This is a genomic window from Paenibacillus glycinis (assembly GCF_009909185.1).
GTDB classification, from domain to species: domain Bacteria; phylum Bacillota; class Bacilli; order Paenibacillales; family Paenibacillaceae; genus Paenibacillus_Z; species Paenibacillus_Z glycinis.
The window spans coordinates 1-16,423 of sequence record NZ_JAAAMV010000001.1; the positions used below are offsets into that span (position 1 = coordinate 1).

General features: G+C 54.9%; 11 protein-coding genes and 1 pseudogene. 5 read left to right on the forward strand and 7 right to left on the reverse strand.

Features of this window, described 5'->3' with window-relative positions; translation table 11 throughout:
• Both GT019_RS00005 and budA read right to left on the reverse strand, forming a co-directional pair.
• A pseudogene (locus tag GT019_RS00005) lies at positions 1–122 on the reverse strand (ketol-acid reductoisomerase); the annotation flags it as partial.
• Positions 123–223: 101 nt separating this feature from the next.
• The gene (gene budA, locus GT019_RS00010) at positions 224–1,213 is read right to left on the reverse strand and encodes an acetolactate decarboxylase (RefSeq protein WP_161739940.1); all 990 of its coding nucleotides are present in this window, start codon (positions 1,211–1,213) and stop codon (positions 224–226) included.
• Positions 1,214–1,462: 249 nt separating this feature from the next.
• Between budA and GT019_RS00015 the strand changes: the two genes are divergently transcribed.
• The 4 genes from GT019_RS00015 to GT019_RS00030 are packed head-to-tail and all read left to right on the forward strand — an operon-like array spanning position 1,463 to position 5,601.
• Positions 1,463–3,055 (forward strand): spore germination protein, encoded by a 1,593-nt coding sequence (locus GT019_RS00015; protein ID WP_235946585.1) that lies wholly within the window; start codon positions 1,463–1,465, stop codon positions 3,053–3,055.
• 17 nt (positions 3,056–3,072) lie between these two features.
• On the forward strand, positions 3,073–4,179 hold the full coding sequence (locus tag GT019_RS00020) for a GerAB/ArcD/ProY family transporter (protein WP_161739943.1): 1,107 nt from the start codon (positions 3,073–3,075) through the stop codon (positions 4,177–4,179).
• Positions 4,169–5,362, forward strand: a complete 1,194-nt coding sequence (locus GT019_RS00025; protein WP_161739945.1) for a Ger(x)C family spore germination protein — start codon at positions 4,169–4,171, stop codon at positions 5,360–5,362. The genes GT019_RS00020 and GT019_RS00025 overlap by 11 nt, the downstream gene beginning before the upstream one ends.
• Positions 5,362–5,601, forward strand: coding sequence for a hypothetical protein (locus GT019_RS00030; RefSeq protein ID WP_161739947.1), 240 nt, complete (start codon positions 5,362–5,364; stop codon positions 5,599–5,601). The genes GT019_RS00025 and GT019_RS00030 overlap by 1 nt, the downstream gene beginning before the upstream one ends.
• Before the next feature lie 104 nt (positions 5,602–5,705).
• Here GT019_RS00030 and GT019_RS00035 read toward each other — a convergent pair whose 3' ends face one another.
• From GT019_RS00035 to GT019_RS00055, 5 genes are all read right to left on the reverse strand, one after another.
• A complete protein-coding gene (locus GT019_RS00035; RefSeq protein ID WP_161739948.1) occupies positions 5,706–12,266 on the reverse strand; it encodes a DNRLRE domain-containing protein in 6,561 nt (2,186 codons plus the stop codon).
• A gap of 701 nt (positions 12,267–12,967) precedes the next feature.
• On the reverse strand, positions 12,968–13,537 hold the full coding sequence (locus GT019_RS00040; protein ID WP_161739950.1) for a dihydrofolate reductase family protein: 570 nt from the start codon (positions 13,535–13,537) through the stop codon (positions 12,968–12,970).
• Positions 13,538–13,660: 123 nt separating this feature from the next.
• Positions 13,661–14,302, reverse strand: a complete 642-nt coding sequence (locus GT019_RS00045; protein ID WP_328803879.1) for a uridine kinase family protein — start codon at positions 14,300–14,302, stop codon at positions 13,661–13,663.
• A 66-nt stretch (positions 14,303–14,368) separates the two neighbouring features.
• Positions 14,369–14,899, reverse strand: coding sequence for a GNAT family N-acetyltransferase (locus GT019_RS00050; protein ID WP_161739952.1), 531 nt, complete (start codon positions 14,897–14,899; stop codon positions 14,369–14,371).
• A 77-nt stretch (positions 14,900–14,976) separates the two neighbouring features.
• The gene (locus tag GT019_RS00055) at positions 14,977–15,432 is read right to left on the reverse strand and encodes a DinB family protein (RefSeq protein WP_161739954.1); all 456 of its coding nucleotides are present in this window, start codon (positions 15,430–15,432) and stop codon (positions 14,977–14,979) included.
• Between the two features lie 339 nt (positions 15,433–15,771).
• Here GT019_RS00055 and GT019_RS00060 point away from each other — a divergent pair, with 339 nt between their 5' ends.
• A complete protein-coding gene (locus GT019_RS00060; RefSeq protein WP_161739956.1) occupies positions 15,772–16,278 on the forward strand; it encodes a C40 family peptidase in 507 nt (168 codons plus the stop codon).
• Positions 16,279–16,423: the final 145 nt, after the last annotated feature.

Sequence of the window (16,423 nt, forward strand, 5' to 3'; positions counted from 1 at the left end):
CCGCTGTCGCGCAGGTTTTGCGCTTGCGCGTGACCTTGGGAACCGTAACCGATGACTGCGATCGTTTTGCCTTGCAGCACGCTTTCGTCTGCGTCTTGCTCGTAATACAATGTAACTGCCATGGATGAAACCTCCTGTATTTTAACCTTGACGTGCAGGCGATATCGCCGCTGCGATCAGCCCCACCGATCCTTCTGCATCGGCACTCCGCAGCCGGTTGAACCTAGTGATCGGTTTCGACCTGGTGAACGTCGGCCGGATTAACTTGGGTTAGGTCGGTATCATGAAACTCTTGCGATTGCGGGAGCTCTACTTGCAGCTTATCGATCGCATCGATTTGCGCGGTACCGGAACCCATTTTCAGATTCAGAACATGTCCGCCGATTTTTTTATCGTCGCTTACGAAGTGCGCGTGGAATCCGGGAACGTTCAGCATGGCGGCATAGTTAGGCGTGTAAAACACAACCAAGGTGCCGGTTACGTTTTGATACTCCCAGACGGATTGCTTTTCCAGCACTTTGGGAAGCGTCGGATACGGCTTGTTCTGCTTGGGCTCGGAACGGACTTTCAGGTAGTTCAGCGTCCCGTGCACCTTGAACGCGTAGAAGTTGTTTTTCTTGGTTATTTCCGTAGAAAGGATTTTCGTCAGACCCTCGAAAGTATCGATTTGACCCACTTCGATCGTTTTATCGGTTTGGAAATTCACTGTCGATACGAATGGCGTTTTCTCCTTCTCGTCTACTTGATAGAAATGACCTTCATTATCGAAACGATAGAATTTACCGTTCACCTGCGTCAGCTCGCCATCTACCCCGTTAAACGTTCCAAGCCCCGTATCCCCATGCTCCGCCACTTCGCGAAGCGTTTTTTCCCCATCGAATTGACCTTGCATCAAAGCGTTAATGGTCGAGTATTGGTACAACGAATTTTGACTGGCCTTCTCCGATGCTTCCTTCGCTTTCGACACGCTGACTTCCGCGGCGGCTTTCGCCGACTTGGCCTCGGCCACTTTGATTTCCGCGGCGGCTTTGGCTGCCTCGGCCTCGGCCAGCTTCAATTCTGCAGCTGCCTTGGCTTTCTCGGCTTCTGCCACGCTAAAATCGGCAGCGGCTTTCGTTGCCGGTTCGCTGCCGGAAGCATAAGCCGTGAGTGCCGCTGCCAGCAGAACTGCAAGTATGGCGACGGATGATACGATGGTCTTTTTGTTGTTCATGATGCTCCTCCTGGAAAAAAAGATTTATAGCAAGGCTTTCACCAATACTAATGCAATCAGACCGTGCAGAACGGGTATCTCTGGTAATTCCGCATTTATTTTCTTGATATTTAATAGCTTTTAATATTGTAGTTATATTATTTCTGTATTACAAATTACAAAAATACAACACTATCATAAATTTATTTATTACACGACCAAATATAGCGTTAATTTTCCGCATAAAAAGGATAATTTAGGATAATTTATTTGTTATTAACTACATGTTTTCAGGAGACGCTGGTCATGAGATTTCGAAAACATCTCTTCCATGGAATGGTTTCAGGACCCGATCCTGACGTAACCGGGATTCCGTTAGAGCCGAATATCTCGAAAAACGAACGCATGCTAAAAAGCGTATTCGAAGCTTGTTCCGATGTCGTGATCCATTCCGCTTCAACGCCCGGGCAGATCGACATGCTCGCGATTTACATCGCCGGCCTGCCCGATACGAAACATCTGGACGAACTGATTTTCAATCAGTTCGCGAGCCGCTCGCGAGACCTGGATAAGCCGGATGGCATGGAACGAGCCGTTCAAGCAAGCTTTATCCCTGTCAGCATGACAAAGAAGGTCGCTTTCCTCTCCGAAGCCGTCGATAGCATCTTGAGAGGAGACGTCGTTTTCCTTTTTGACGGCGTGGATTACGGTCATGCGGTTTCCGTTCAAGGGACGGAAAGAAGAGCCATTGAAGAACCCGCTTCGGAGCCCGTTATCCGCGGACCTCGCGAGGGATTCGTGGAATGCCTGCAAATCAACACCGGCTTATTGCGCGTCAGACTTCGAAGCGCCAGTTTGAAAATTGAAACGTTATCGATCGGAACGCTCTCGCAGACGGAAATCGCGATCGCATACATAAAGGATATCGCGAAAGACGAACTGCTCCATGACGTCCGTCATCGGCTTCGGCGCATTCGAATCGACGGGGTGTTGGAGTCGGGTTATATCGAAGAACTTATTACGGATACCCCCTACTCGCCATTTCCGCAGATTCAGAATACTGAACGGCCCGATGTGGTAATCGGGAGTCTTCTGGAAGGGAAAGTAGCCGTCATCACGGACGGTTCTCCTATCGCTTTGGTGCTGCCGATGACCTTTTGGACAGGCCTGCAAGCAAGCGAAGACTATTACGAGCGATCGATAACCGCAACGCCCATCCGTTGGCTCCGCATCTTATTTACGTCCGTTTCCTTATTCCTGCCTTCCTTGTATGTCTCGCTGGTCAGTTACGATCATCCTGCACTGCCGACGAGTCTGCTCTTGAGCATTGCTTCATCGCAACGAATGTCTCCATTTCCCGCCATTATCGAAACGCTGCTGATGGAAATAACGTTCGAAGCTTTACGCGAAGCGGGGTTGCGTCTTCCGAAGGGCGTCGGTTCCGCAGTCACCATCGTCGGCGGCATCGTCATCGGACAGGCCGCCGTCCAGGCCGGCTTTATCTCGGCCCCGGTGGTCATCGTGGTGGCGACGACCGGGATCGCGTCGTTTATTATTCCTCGCTATAATTTCGGACTGGCGTTTCGTTTATTACGATTTCCCTTGCTGCTGCTGGCTGGTTTTATGGGCTTCTTCGGACTCATGATCGGCATCATTGGAATCCTCATCCATTTAGCTTCGCTGCGTTCTTTCGGCACTCCTTACCTCTATCCGTTAGCGCCGCTTTCGATGGACGGATTAAAGGACGTGTTCATTCGCAAAGCGTGGTTCGGCATGAATTTGCGGCCAAGAACGGCCGCCGAACAAAACGGATTAAGGATTCCGCCGGGACAGCGGCCGGATTCCGGCGATCGCGGCGATTAGATGCGGAGGCACAGACGATGAAGACGGAGAAGCTCACGCAATGGCAGTTCGTGATTATGATCAGCATCTCCGTTCTGGGAACGGAAATTTTCAATATCGCGGCCTTCCCTGCGCAATTTGCCGGGCAGGATGCATGGATATCCGTGTTGATCGCGCCGATTACAAGCTTTTGGTGTATAGCGGTTTGCACGGCGTTAGCCCGTCGTTACCCCGACATGACGATCATCGAGTACAGCAGAAGCATATTGGGAAGCTGGGTCAGCACATTAGTCGAAGCCTACTACTTGTGCTTCCTCTTCGTATACGCGACCGTGATTTCAAAAGCGCTCGCCGATCTGATTGCCATGATCTCGCATCAGCTTACTCCTCATGCCATCATCTTGCTTATGCTGCTCGCCGTCTGCGGCACCGCCGCATGGTGCGGCATTGGCGTGATCGGTCGTTGCGGCGAGATCATCTTTCCGATCATGATCGTCATTGCGACCATGATTTTATTGATATCGATTCGCGATTGGAACGTGACGTACCTGCAACCCGTTGCGGAAAAGGGACTGCCGTCGATCCTGCGAGGGGCTTCCGTCCCGAGCGGCTGGCTAGGCGAAACCGTTCTTATCGCGTTCTTGATTCCTTTTCTGAATCAACCGGGACAAGCCCGCAAGGCATCGTACTATTCGACGCTGATCATTACCGTGTTCATGCTTAAAACCGTGCTGATATGCACCCTTGCCGAAGGGCCGCTCGTCACGAAATTCCCGTTTCCTTACGCCGCTTTAATCCGCTACATCAGTTTGGGCGATATGTTGGAAAGGCTCGATCCGGTTTTCTTTCCGATCTGGGTCTCCGTGGGTTTCATTAAATTAGCCACGTTTTTGTTTGTCGCGTGTCTCTGCGTCAGCCGGATCAGCCGAGTCAAGAATCAGCGAACGATAACGCTTCCCGTGGTTCTCCTCGTATTCGCCGGAACGACAGGGATCATGAAGGATGCTCCCGGCATGGATGCCATTCTGCAGTTCTACGTCTATACGTTCCCTGTCGCGAGTTTCGTCGCCGCAAATGCAATACCGACCGTGCTATTAGTCGTCGATTGGACCTATTCAAGGCGGAGGGCTTTGCATGAAGCGTAGAAATACGGCCGCCGCCGCGGTTATCGCGTGTTTGCTTATGATGACCGGGTGCTGGGATCGGAAGGAAGTGAAGGATCTCGCGATCGTTACCGCAAGCGGTCTTGATCTTAACAAGGATGGAACGTTGACGCAAAGCGTCCAGATCGTGATCCCGACTCCCATGCAATCCAGCGGGAGCAGCAGTGATGCAAAGTCCTTTTTCGTCATCGCCGCAGAAGGAAAAACGCTGGCCGATTCGCGCCAACGGCTGCAGGAAAAAATTCATCTGAAGCTGTATTACTCACATCGGCGAGTTATTATCATCGGCGAGCGCATGGCCCGACATGGACTAGAATCTGTTTTCGACAGCTTTCATCGCGAGATGGACATGCGGATGAGAAACATGGTATTTGTCGCCAAAGGAGCGGCTGCCGAATCGCTGCTTAATTATCCCGTCGCGCTCGAAGCGATTCCGGCGGATCAATTCAAAAACCTGCATAAGCAGCCGGCCGGCAGGGCAACCACGATCATGAACTTCGATGCAACGGCCGCCACCGAGGGAATCGAGCCCACGATGGGGGCATTCGAGGTGATTCAAAAGCAAGCGTCCGGCCCGTCCGCGTCTTCGACCGGGGCAGAACCGCATATCAAGCTTTACGGAGTCGGCGTCTTCAAGGAATTAAAGTTGCTCGGGTTTTTTAACGACGAAGAAACCCGCGCGATGAATTGGGCCACGAAAAACATGGCGGGTTCTTTCCTTACGGTCTACGTTCCGCAAGGAAACGGCAACGTCAGCGTGCAAATCCTGAAGTCCAAGCACGGTTTTCATCCGCTGGTTAAAGGGAATCGGATCACCATGGGCGTGTCTGTCCAAAGTGAATGCGAGCTCATCGAGAACGGGACGAAGCTTGATTTTAGCGAGCCTGCGAATGTTAAGCTTTTGAATGCGCTTCTCTCGTCGCAGCTTACGCAATCCATCGCAGCGACCGTAAAGAAAAGCCAACGGCTGTACAAGGCCGATGTCTTCGGATTCGGACGCAGCGTGCATGCCGCTTATCCTTCGGAGTGGAAACGATTGTCGGCTGCATGGGCGAACGTCTATCCCGAAGTCGAAGTAACCGTTCGAGCAAAAACATCCGTTATAGGCACAGGGTATGTAAAGTTGCCGTTGCACCGAAAAGAGACCAAAGGTGATGTGGAATAATGCAGATGATAACCGTGTTGCTGTTATTCCTGCTCGCGGCTGCCGTGACGTTTTTTCAAGTCCGCAGGCTGTTTCTTCAACGAGAAAAGACGGCAGCCTACGCCTATATGGCATTAATGTCCATAGCCGTGGCGATGTACGCGGTCGTGGCGTTAAGCAGGACGCCCCTGTTTAACCCCATGCGCCTCTTATCCATCCCGTTTGAAGCCATCGGGAAGTACTTGTTGGAATACGAGTGAAATAAAACGAAGAGAACGGCATAAAGCCGTCCTCTTCCCTGTCTTCTCTCTACGATATGACTTACGCTTCCTACTCCGGCCGCTTGCCTGCCGGTGCTTGCATGTTATTTCGCAATCGACAGGGTGCGAAGAATAACCGTTACGGCTTCTGCTCGGGTCGCTCCATTAGCCGGCCGGAACTCGCCTTGATAGCCTTCGATAATCCCTAAGCCTGCCGCCGAATGGATGGAGGCTTTCGACCAATCGGGCAGTTTGTCTTCGTCTTTGAAAACGATTGGGCTTTGTTCGTTCTTGCCCAGTTGGAAAGCGCGTACCAGCATCGTGATCATCTCGGCGCGGTCGATGCTTTTATTGGGAAGCAGCGTACCGTCTTCGTAGCCCGTTACGATGCCTGCCGCGACGGCCGCCCCCAGGCTTTCCTCGGCCCATGCCGGGATATCCTTGCGGTCCGCGAAGCCGCTCAGGTCATGAGCCTCGCTTAAGCCGAGCGCGCGAACGAGCATGGCGGAGAATTGGGCTCTCGTAAGCTGGGCATCCGGTTTCATGCTTCCGTCCGGGTAGCCGGTCAAAATGCCCAGTTTAACGGCTTCCGTGATTTCCGCCGCGGCCCAATGACCGTTTACGTCGGACCAAGTCGGATTCGGCAGCTCCGGCTTTTGCTCCCCGTCCACCGAATAAACGGCAAACTTGCCGATCTCCAGCGTTGCGACCGTGATCGTTCCATCCTTCACATAGCCGCCGAGCTCGATCCATTGATGACCGGTTTCATCCAACCGGAAGACGGAGGCTCTTCCCCCGCCTAGCGACGACGCATCGAACTGGATGGAAAGCGTGATTGCCTTGCTCAGCTTCCGGCCCGAATCCGTCTCGATCGCGTACACGGGGCTTATTAACTTGTACGGCGCCGTATCGGTTCCCGCTTCCAGCTTCCGAAGCTTCAGTCCCAGCCCCTGATTCTCTTGCGGGATATCGACCGTCAATTCGTCGCCCAGCTTCTTGGTCTCGCCTGCCGGCGCAGCCGGCTGCTGTACCACCACCGTGTGGCCGGAATCTGCGGGCGCCTGACGATGAACCGCAATGGTGTAGATCGTGCGATCCGCCACTCCTGCAGCCCTTGCTTCCAGCGTGACCAGATTGACGCCGGTTTGAAGCGCGATCGCTTCGCTTTCCTCTCCGCTTGCCACCGTGCGTTCCACGCCATCCGGCAGGCCGATCACGATCGAGAGGCTTGCATCCCGCGCCGCAGGACGGAGCTTCAGCTCCGTAACGCTATTCGGCACCTCGACCGTATACTGAAGCCGGTCCGGCGCAAAGGCCGGCGACAAGCTTCCCGCGGACAGGCCGATATCAGTTAATGCCGCGCTTCGTTCGACGACGATCCGGTATTCGCGCTTCGCTTGGCCGTCCTCCGACGTCACCGCGACGACGATGGTCGTTCCGTCGACGGCGGCGATCGGCATGCTCGCGGTTCCGCTCTTCACCTCGACCGGCTCGCCGTCCCCGGTACGCACCGTGATCGAGGCGCGTTCGTCGACCGCGTCAGGCGTGACTTGAATCGCGTCGCTGCCTGCCGGCACGAGCACCTTGTACTCGTAAAGATCCTTCGCAAAAGCCGGCGATAACTGGCCTGCCGTCAGCTGCAGGCCATTCAAATCGGCGGATACGCCCGACTTGCGAACGCGAACGGAAGCGTGCGCCTCTCCTCCGACCGCGTTGGCAGCCGTAATCGTGGCCGTTCCTTCGCCTACGGCCGTAACGTTGCCGTCGGCATCGACCGCGGCGACGTTCTCGTCGCTGGACGTCCAGCGCACCGAGCGGTCCGCCACGTTAAGCGGCTTGATCGTCGCGACAAGCTTGCTTCCGCTGCCGCCGAGCAGCAGATCGAGCTCGGAGCGGTCCAGCGTGATCGCCTGAATCGGCATCGTATACACGATTCGCAAATAAGGCCGCTGCGAGACATCCGTGTAATCTTTGGTGCGGAATCGCTTCGTCCCGGTCATCTCGGGATTGCTCGCGTCCTGATAAGTGGTCGTCTTCAGTACGACGCCATAGTTGTTAGCCGGCGTATCGATCCATTGCTGGACGTCTCCCGAGAGATTGAACGCGTACCAAGCCGGATCGTCGTTCACGTTCACCGTGGCGCTGGGAGCGGACGCGAACGGATCCGTTCCGTTCGTAATGTAATTCTCCCACGTCACCTCGCCGGCCTGACCCGGGGAGCCGTCGTTCGAATCGCCGCTGCCGCCGGAGCCTTCCGTCCAAGGCGCATTGGCTCTGTGCGCGAAAATGTCGAACGGGCGATTCGTGCTGCGTTGCGCGTAATGGTAGAGGTTCAAGGTAGCTTCGCTTACGATCGCCCCTTCCGGTATCGGCAGGTTGTCGAATCGAATCAGGCCGTACTTCTGGTCGCTGGCGCTCTGATTGTAATAGCCGACCTCGATGCCATGCTGACCGCCAAGATTGTATTGATAGTATTTGTTGCCCGTCGATCCCGTTCCTTGGGAAAGCTGGGTGTCCGCCGTGCCTGCGTAGCCGTCGACGCCTTGCTGCAACGCGACGGCAGCCTTCGGCACGGTGACGTCATACGTCTTCATGATCGTGCCGCCGATCGACACGGTCACGATAATGCGGTTATCGCCGATTTCGAGCGGGAAAGACGAGCTTTGTTGACCGCTCGCGATCTGCGTCGGCGTCTCTCCGTTGACCGACAACGCGATGACGGCATCCTCGTCTTCCGCGATCGGCGTAATCGCCAGGTGATTGTAGGTCTCCGGCACGGCAGCGGCGTACGTGGTCGTCTCCGGTTGGAACGGCGTCGTGAATTCGCCGGCGCTTAACCGGAGCTCCTGCAGCGATCCCGTCGCTTGGGGGCGAGTGACGGTTACCGTCATGGACGCGGTATGTCCGCCGTCCACGGTCGTTGCCGTCATGACGGCGCTGCCTTTGCTGATCGCATGCACCGTGCCCGTGCTATCGATGGTCGCCACCGCTTCGTTATTCGAGCTCCAGGTGACGTCGCGGTTCAGCGCGTAGTCCGGCAATACGCTCGCCGAAAGCTTGGATTGCTCGCCGGCTTCCAGCGTCAGCTCCGATGGCGTAATCGTGACGCCCGTTGCCGGAATCGTATAAGTGAGTTCAAGCTTTGGCCGCCATTCCAGCACGTTATCGGACGAAGCGAATGCGTAGGCCTTGTCCTTGCCTTCCAACAGGAAGCCGAAATTGGATGCCGGTTGTTCCATCCACCCCTTCGCAAGGCCCGTCATGTCGATCTCGTTCCAACGATAGGCCTGCTTGTCGATCGAAGCCGTGACGGACGGGACGGTATCATATGTGGGGCGCGTCTCCCAGGTCGTCCAGTTCTTCCCGCTTGGAACCGCGCTGCCGTTATCTCCCGTTCCCTCTCCCTCGTTCCAGCTCTCCGTTACCCGATGTACCGAGATGCCTTGAACAAGCGTCTCGTCCGCGATGCCTGCTTCGAGCATGTAAAGGCCCAGCTTGGCCGAAACGATTTTGGCGCCCTTCGGAATGGACGACAGATCGAATCGCATCAATCCGTTCCGATGATCCTGGGTCGCAGGCATATCCGGCTTGACCGCGCTTCCGTCGGACAATTGGATTTCCGCGATCTGAAGATAACCATCGCCATGGTTGGCCGTAAAATTGAATCTGTACATCGCATAGGCCGTTTGGTTTCCGATATTCCGGTAGGAATTGGTCGTGAAACGGTCGGCGAACGACTGTTCCGTCCTTGTGTCCAGCACATCCCAATGCTGACCGTCGTTCGACCCCTCGAAGGTCCAGTCCTTCGGATCCCTGGCCGGCGTATCGTTCGCGGACGAGAGCGCATAGCCGTTCACGGCAACGGGTGCCTTCATGGCGAACGTTACGACGGCTTGATTTTGAAACGCCAGCCATTTCGCCCCAAGCCCGTAATCGATCAGATTGTCTTTGCCTTCCTTATCGGGACTCGTGCCGGTGGCGGAGACCGTGGCCACTTTGCCGCTGACGTTGCCGTTCATCATCGGCAGCACGGGCTGCTGCGGTCCGACTTTCAACTGCATGTAATGGCCGAAGTTGTGACTATTAGCGTCATTGGCCGGGAGCTCCACGATTTGCGTGTCCGATGTCCCTGCATAACCGCCTGCCCCATTCTGCAGGACGGTCGTCTGCGTGACGCCGGTCTGCGGATTGCCTTCCCTTGCCTCCAGATAATGAAGCAGGAGCGCCGTCGTATCCGTTTGAATCATGTTGACTCCGCGGTTCAACAGCCACGGATACCCTGCATTCGGATCCGAGAGGAACGCATAGTCGCCATGTCGGCCTACCAAGCCCGGTACGGAAAAGATCGTGTTGACCCATATTCTTGCGCCAGCCGCCCGAAGCTCGCTGATTAAAGCAGGATCCACGATGGGAGCGTTGTCGTCGTTGAAGCTGATCTCGAAGGCATTGACCGTAAACGGCGTCGTGGCCGGATTCATGAAATCGCGGGCCGTACCCGGATCGGAGGTCAGCTGCATGAACAGCGGCTGCACGGCGGATTGATGGAATTTGGCCATCCAGGCTGCCGTCGAAGATTTGTCCGAGCCGGTTTTGTACAAGGCGTGATCCGTCGTGTCGGTGCGGACCAGGATATCCCACATCGTGTCCCAATTCGCGTTTTTGATGTCCAAGTTGACCATGATGTGGCCTCTTGCGACGGTCATCGCTTCCTCCAGCGTCGGAATGGTCTCGCAGGGGTTGCTGATCGTGCCGTTGCTGTTGCGGAGGCAAAGCTGCTTGATCTGCGCCAGCGTAAGGCTGCCCACGTTGCCGCTTCCGTTCGTCGTCCGGTTGACGCTGTCGTCATGCATGAGGACGGGAACGCCGTCGCTCGTCGTGCGAATGTCCAGCTCGACCATGTCCACGCCTTCTTCGATGGACGCGCGGATGGAGTTCAGCCCGTTCTCCGGCATGCCGTTCAGCCAATTCCCCCGGTGGGCGACGACGAGCACGCGACCGTTCGGATCCAGGAAGTCGCGGATGATCTGATCGCCCGTTCCGCCGGTTTCCCTATGCTTGATCAAGACGGTATACACGCCGGTCTTCCCGGGCTCGTCGGCATGTTGCGATTCGACCTTCACGTCGACACGCGTGGCGTCCTGCTGCAGCGGAACAGCTTGGCTCAAGCTGCCGCTTGCGACCGTCTGCGGTTCCGCCCCATCGGCCGTTACCGTAATGACGGCATCCTGCTCGAAGGCCGTCGGGGTCAAATAGACCTCTTTCGCGTTCAGCGGCACCTCGAGCGTATACTCGTGCACCTCGGATTTGAATCCGGGCACGATCGCCGCGCCCTTCACTTCAAGCCCGGAGAGGACGCCTTGCACATTCAGCTCGGTTACGGTCACTTGGACCGTATCGGAGTAGGAGGTGCCGTTGCCCGTCGCGGTCACTTGGATCTCCGCCGTTCCCGGACCGACGGGCGTCACCGTCCCGGCGGCGTCCACGGTCGCGACTGCCGCATCGCTCGAAGACCATGCAAGCGCTTCGTCCAGATGCGCGTTAAGCGGTCTCGGGAAGGCGTAGTCCGCAAGCTCGACCGGCGCTTGTCCGGCCACGAGCTCGACCGGCTCGCTTGCCATGCGGATGCCCGTCAGCGGCATCTCGTAATTGAGCGCCAATTTGGGTCTGATACTGGCATTGCTTTGCTGCGCCGAGGCAAAATCCTTCGTCGAAGGCGTCGTTTCGCCATCGCTCGCACTGTCGATCTCCTTTAAAATGACGCCGTTGTTCGCTTCGCTGCCATCGATCCATTTCTGAGCCAGCTCGGTTAACCCCCAATCGTACCAAGTGCCCAGGGTAGTGCCGACGACCTTGGAGTCCAGTGCGGCGGTTTCGTCGAAGCCGGGCTTTGTTCCCCAGACGACGCCCGGCGCTCCGGCCGTCCCGTCATAGCCGGCACCCGTTCCCTCTTCCCACGCGCTCGTAATTTTGTACAGGTTCAACGTCTTGTCGTATTTCGCCCCGCTGCGGACGCGCATATCAATCAGGTTCAATTCCAGCCGCGCGTCCTTCACAAGCGCTCCTTGCGGAATCGACGATACGTCGAATTGGAAAAGCCCCCACTTGCGATCCGTCTTTAACGGATCGAAATAACCGACTTCTATGGCCTCGTTAGCACCGGTATTTTTGCTTCCGTGTTTCCCCTCGCTGACGTGGGCGTCTTTTTGCCCGGCGTAACCGGCGCCCTGTTGCAGGACGATTGCCGTCTTGGTCAATGCAATGGAATAGTCGGTTCTTGACTGGCCGTCCGCGGATTCTACTCGAACCGCGATGACGTTACGGCCGATCTCGAGCGGCAGCGAAGGGCTTGCCGCCCCGCTTGCCACCGGGATGTCCGCATCGCCATTGATCGATACCGAGATGCTCGCTTCCGAATCGGACGCCGTCGGAGTAAGCGATAACGCGTTAACCGAATCCGCCACGTTCGCGGCATAGGACGTATGCGTAGATTGAAAGGCGGGGGAAAGCGAACCCGAGCTTATGGAAAGCGAAGCAAGGGCGGGCTCTTCCTCCGATGCCGCGAGGATTCGGGCCGGGAATAAGGCCGCTAACGCCGACCATAAGAGGAGAAGCGTCATTACCCCGGCAAGCAACCGCTGACCTGAATTGTTTTTAATCGCATTCATGCTTCATATTCCTCCACATTTGTAAGTGATAGACGCGTACTTCCTTCGTAACTGACTTCTCGCTGTCCGTCCATTGCGATTTCCTGGCTTTACGTCACGCTGTATGTACGAATCTGTGCATGAATCCAACCGTTACGCATGCGGGCCGACGGTAAAGCAATCACGGGTGATGGCCCTCCGCTCCGATCCGGCATCGTCGTCCGGATCGCGCAGGCGCCAGCATGCGGCGGGCGGAAAAAGCGGTTACCACAGACAAAACAGTTCCCTCCTTATTTTTTTCTACGCTTTAACTATGAAAGAATGGCGGAGAAACGACAATGAGGTAACGTTGCCAAGATGTTGATTATTTTGCATAACGATCGGCGAGACCTTCAAGGTGCGCATCGGGCTCTCGTCCACGGGCTATCGCGCATCATGAGTGTAGCGCATGTTTATTTTCAACGATTCAATGACATATAAATAAATGGATAATCGGGAAGAAAACGCAGCGTATTCGAGGAATTGCGACGGCAGAGGACGCTAGCCGCCCGGCACCGGGCGGCGCGGCGAACAAAAAGAACCTTGAGCGGCGCAAAGCCGATCAAGGTTCTAGGTACGACAGGTTTGGATGTTCGACGGCAGCAGTCGGCTGCGCTCGCGATCGATATCTTCCGATCCAGCAAGTTCCCGTCTCTTTTCCGGTCAGGCAACACTAGGCACGACTATTTCTCCAACTCGTAGCGGGTCGCGATAATGCCCGACTGGAGCGTCCGGCTGGACAGCAGCTTGAGCTTGATTTTCTCGACGCCGCCGTCGAAGACCGATTTTCCGCCGCCCAGGACGACCGGACAAATCGTCAGCAGGAACTCGTCGATCAGACCGAGCTCAAGCAGCGTCTTCGCAGCCCCCGGGCTGCCGAAGATAACGAGATTTTTGCCTGGCCGCTCCTTGAGCGCCTTGATTTTCTCTGCGATTCGGTCCTTGATCAGCACCGTGTTGTTCCACTCGGCCTTGTCCATCGTGCCGGAAATGACGATCTTCTCGACATCCTGCAGCCATTTGGCATGCTCCGTTTCATGCCTCGACGCATTCGGATCATCCAGCATCGCGGGCCAGTAGCTCTCCATCAACCGGTACGTCGCACGTCCGTAAACGGGAGAACCGACTTCGGCTACGATCTCCTCGGCGTAGTTCGCCAATTCCTCGTCGTACGGAATCCAGCCCAGTCCTCCGTTCGAATCCGACGCATACCCATCCAGCGACACATGCATGAACAATACGAGTTTTCTCATGTTCGTTCCTCCTCCGATTTCCAATGGATCCCGTACGATTTTGTGACCGTTGTCCCGCGTGTTGTCCTGCTGTCACGTTCACAATAAATCATTACGTTACGTAAGGTGCAAGGGGAAATCTTATTAAAACCAGCCATCGGGTGCATGTAAGACATTCACTTCCGATTGATTGATATCCCCGACATGCCCCGTGCCGTCGATGATGATATCAGCCGAATCAAACGGGTGTTGGACCATAAAATATCTATCCTCGTCAGGCAGCCATACCTTTTCCCACATTTCGCGGTTCCCTCCGCCGTCACGCCGCACGCCTCTTTCGAGTCTGAATTCACGAGGACTATCCACCCAGATTCGAATGTCGTACAAGGACGACAATTCCTCTCTTAATGCATAACACCCTTCGATCATAACAATGCCGCCGACGGGTACCGAATGCCAGTCGGTCAAAGAATCGCGATCCCAATCGTAAATTTGATATTTACCTTCCTCGTTTCGTTGTAACGGCTCCAGAATCTGCATAAGAAGGCGCTTCCAATCCCAATTGCCCCCGATTTCATTTTGATGCGGACGTTGATTTCTATACGCTGACACATGATAAAAATCATCCATGTGAACGACGGTTACGTCGTCTTGAAGAGCTTGAAATTTCTGAGCAAGCGTGCTTTTACCGGAAGCGCCGCCGCCGTCGATCCCTATGATCAGCGTATTTCGCTCTTTGGGTGCTTCGAGAAACTTATCGAACAGATATTTAATCGGCGTCAGCACGCCTACCACCCCGTTTTGATTACTGATTCGGAATTGCTTGCTCCAAGATGCGTAAGTATCCGGTCGTTATAACGCCACCTCTAATTGAATATCCCGCACTTCTCGTTGATATATCCGCTCATTAATCTCTGCTGCGTGCACGCAGCCCATTGTACGATAAAAATGCTGCGTTTCCACCGATGGGTGCGCCCCAATATACAGTTTCTCCGCACCTAATGATTTTGCAACTTCTTTTGCCTTTAGAAATAGAGACTTACCTGCCTTTCGTCCTCGGGCGGGGCAAGTTACATGGAGAAAAGATAGCTCCCGATAAATAGACCTGCTGCCGAAAGGCACGGCTTCAATAACAGCAAAACCGATCAATCGCGCACCTTCTTTTGCGATTACGACCGCACCGCCATTCTTAATCGTCTCCGTAAAATGCTCCACGATCTCCCGTTTCCTTTCCAAACTCCAATTATCTTCGAACGAATCCTCGATCTCGACCCACTTGTCCCGATCTTTGAAGAGCACCTTCGTTGTTTTTTGAAAACGTTCAAAAGAATCAAGCATCTCGGTCCATACATCGTCTAGTCGCAAAACTTCCAACGTTAACACGGATCCTCACTCCTAAACAAGCCGTACCTCGCTCATATCTCCGGGCAGTTCCCGAATCCTGCCGATGGCAGACCCGGTCAAAGCCGCGCGAAGGTGATGTAATCGACTTGGACAGGCGCTGCCGAATCGATCCGAAGTGCCCGGTTGATCTGTCCCCGGTGATACTGCCCATGCAAGAGCACCTGCAGCAGGATGTCCCGGACGGACGTTCGGAACGGAACCCCGCTCTGGCTCGCATAGTCGATCATCTCGTCCAGCTCGGACTCCTCGAGTCCGGCGATATAGGCCCGGTAGTGCTCGGCGTTTTCTTCGAACATCGTCCGGATCGCCGTCAGGTCTTCCGCGTCCTCCCACAACGAATATTGCGCGGTGCCCTTATTCTGCAATCGGGATAGCCAGACTCGTTCCGCGACCGCGACGTGCCGAACCAGCTTCAGCAGTTCCTTGTTCGGCGTCTCGCACTCCTCGAGCGCGTCCAAGATGCGCCCGTCCGCCCAGTACAGGTGGTCCATCATGCGCGTGATGGTTTTCATTTCGTTTTCCCCCTCTTCGCCTCGTCGATGACTTGAACCTGCCGTTCTCCATTAGAGCTTAACGCGTCCGCAGCAAGTCTACAACTTTATTTTCAACCCTCGGGATGCGACGAGCGCGCTGCTTAGGCATCCTGGTGCCTGACCGGTCGAAGCTGTAATGCTCTCCCGAAGATAGTCAAGAAAGAATTCGATTAAGATTCTCATTGTTTTCTAATAAAACAGGCCATTCCCTGATCAGCCAATGGTTTACTCCTCTTCTAGCAAATTATAGGCGGCTTCCGGTCTGCTATACTTGACCAGGCGATGATTCAGCTAACACCAAGGAGGAGAACAACAGCGATGAAATTACATCTTAGATGGACTAAACGCTTGGCCATTGTTACGATCGGAGCAACGATTGCTATTTCTGGCGGGGCAATCAGTCGTCCTCATGCTGCTCAAGCCGCTAGCATTTCTTCAATGTCCGCGACCGCTAAAGCCGATAGCATCATCTCTTTAGGGAAAAAATATTTAGGCACGCCCTATAAATTCGGTGCTAAAGTCGGGCAAACGCGCAACTTCGACTGCTCGTCATTTACGAAATACGTTTATGGGAAATACGGAGTTACCCTTCCGCGAACGGCTGCTCAGCAAGCGAAAGTCGGAAGTTACGTTTCAAAAAGCAATCGCAAGAAAGGCGACCTGCTCTTCTTCTCCGTCCCCGGCAGATCGGGAGTCGCACATGTAGGCATTTACCTTGGAAGCAACAAAATGTTAAACACATACGGTGCGGGCGGCGTGAAAATCACGACGCTTAACTCCTACTGGAATTCCCACTACTTAACGGCACGACGCGTGATCAAATAAGCAAAAATCCCCCCGTAAGCCGCGATGGCGTCCATCGCTGTTTTACAACATCTATTCCCAACACAAAAAGCCGCATTTATTGCGGCTTTTTGTGCGGTCATTTCCGGTCATCCGACAAACCGGCATTATGAATCCCATGCATGGC

Coding starts and splice junctions, on each gene's coding strand:
- GT019_RS00055 (WP_161739954.1), bottom strand. CDS start 15,432: ATGAAAACCATCACGCGCATGATGGACCACCTGTACTGGGCGGACGGG.
- GT019_RS00060 (WP_161739956.1), top strand. CDS start 15,772: ATGAAATTACATCTTAGATGGACTAAACGCTTGGCCATTGTTACGATC.
- GT019_RS00030 (WP_161739947.1), top strand. CDS start 5,362: ATGCAGATGATAACCGTGTTGCTGTTATTCCTGCTCGCGGCTGCCGTG.
- GT019_RS00020 (WP_161739943.1), top strand. CDS start 3,073: ATGAAGACGGAGAAGCTCACGCAATGGCAGTTCGTGATTATGATCAGC.
- GT019_RS00025 (WP_161739945.1), top strand. CDS start 4,169: ATGAAGCGTAGAAATACGGCCGCCGCCGCGGTTATCGCGTGTTTGCTT.
- GT019_RS00040 (WP_161739950.1), bottom strand. CDS start 13,537: ATGAGAAAACTCGTATTGTTCATGCATGTGTCGCTGGATGGGTATGCG.
- GT019_RS00035 (WP_161739948.1), bottom strand. CDS start 12,266: ATGAATGCGATTAAAAACAATTCAGGTCAGCGGTTGCTTGCCGGGGTA.
- budA (WP_161739940.1), bottom strand. CDS start 1,213: ATGAACAACAAAAAGACCATCGTATCATCCGTCGCCATACTTGCAGTT.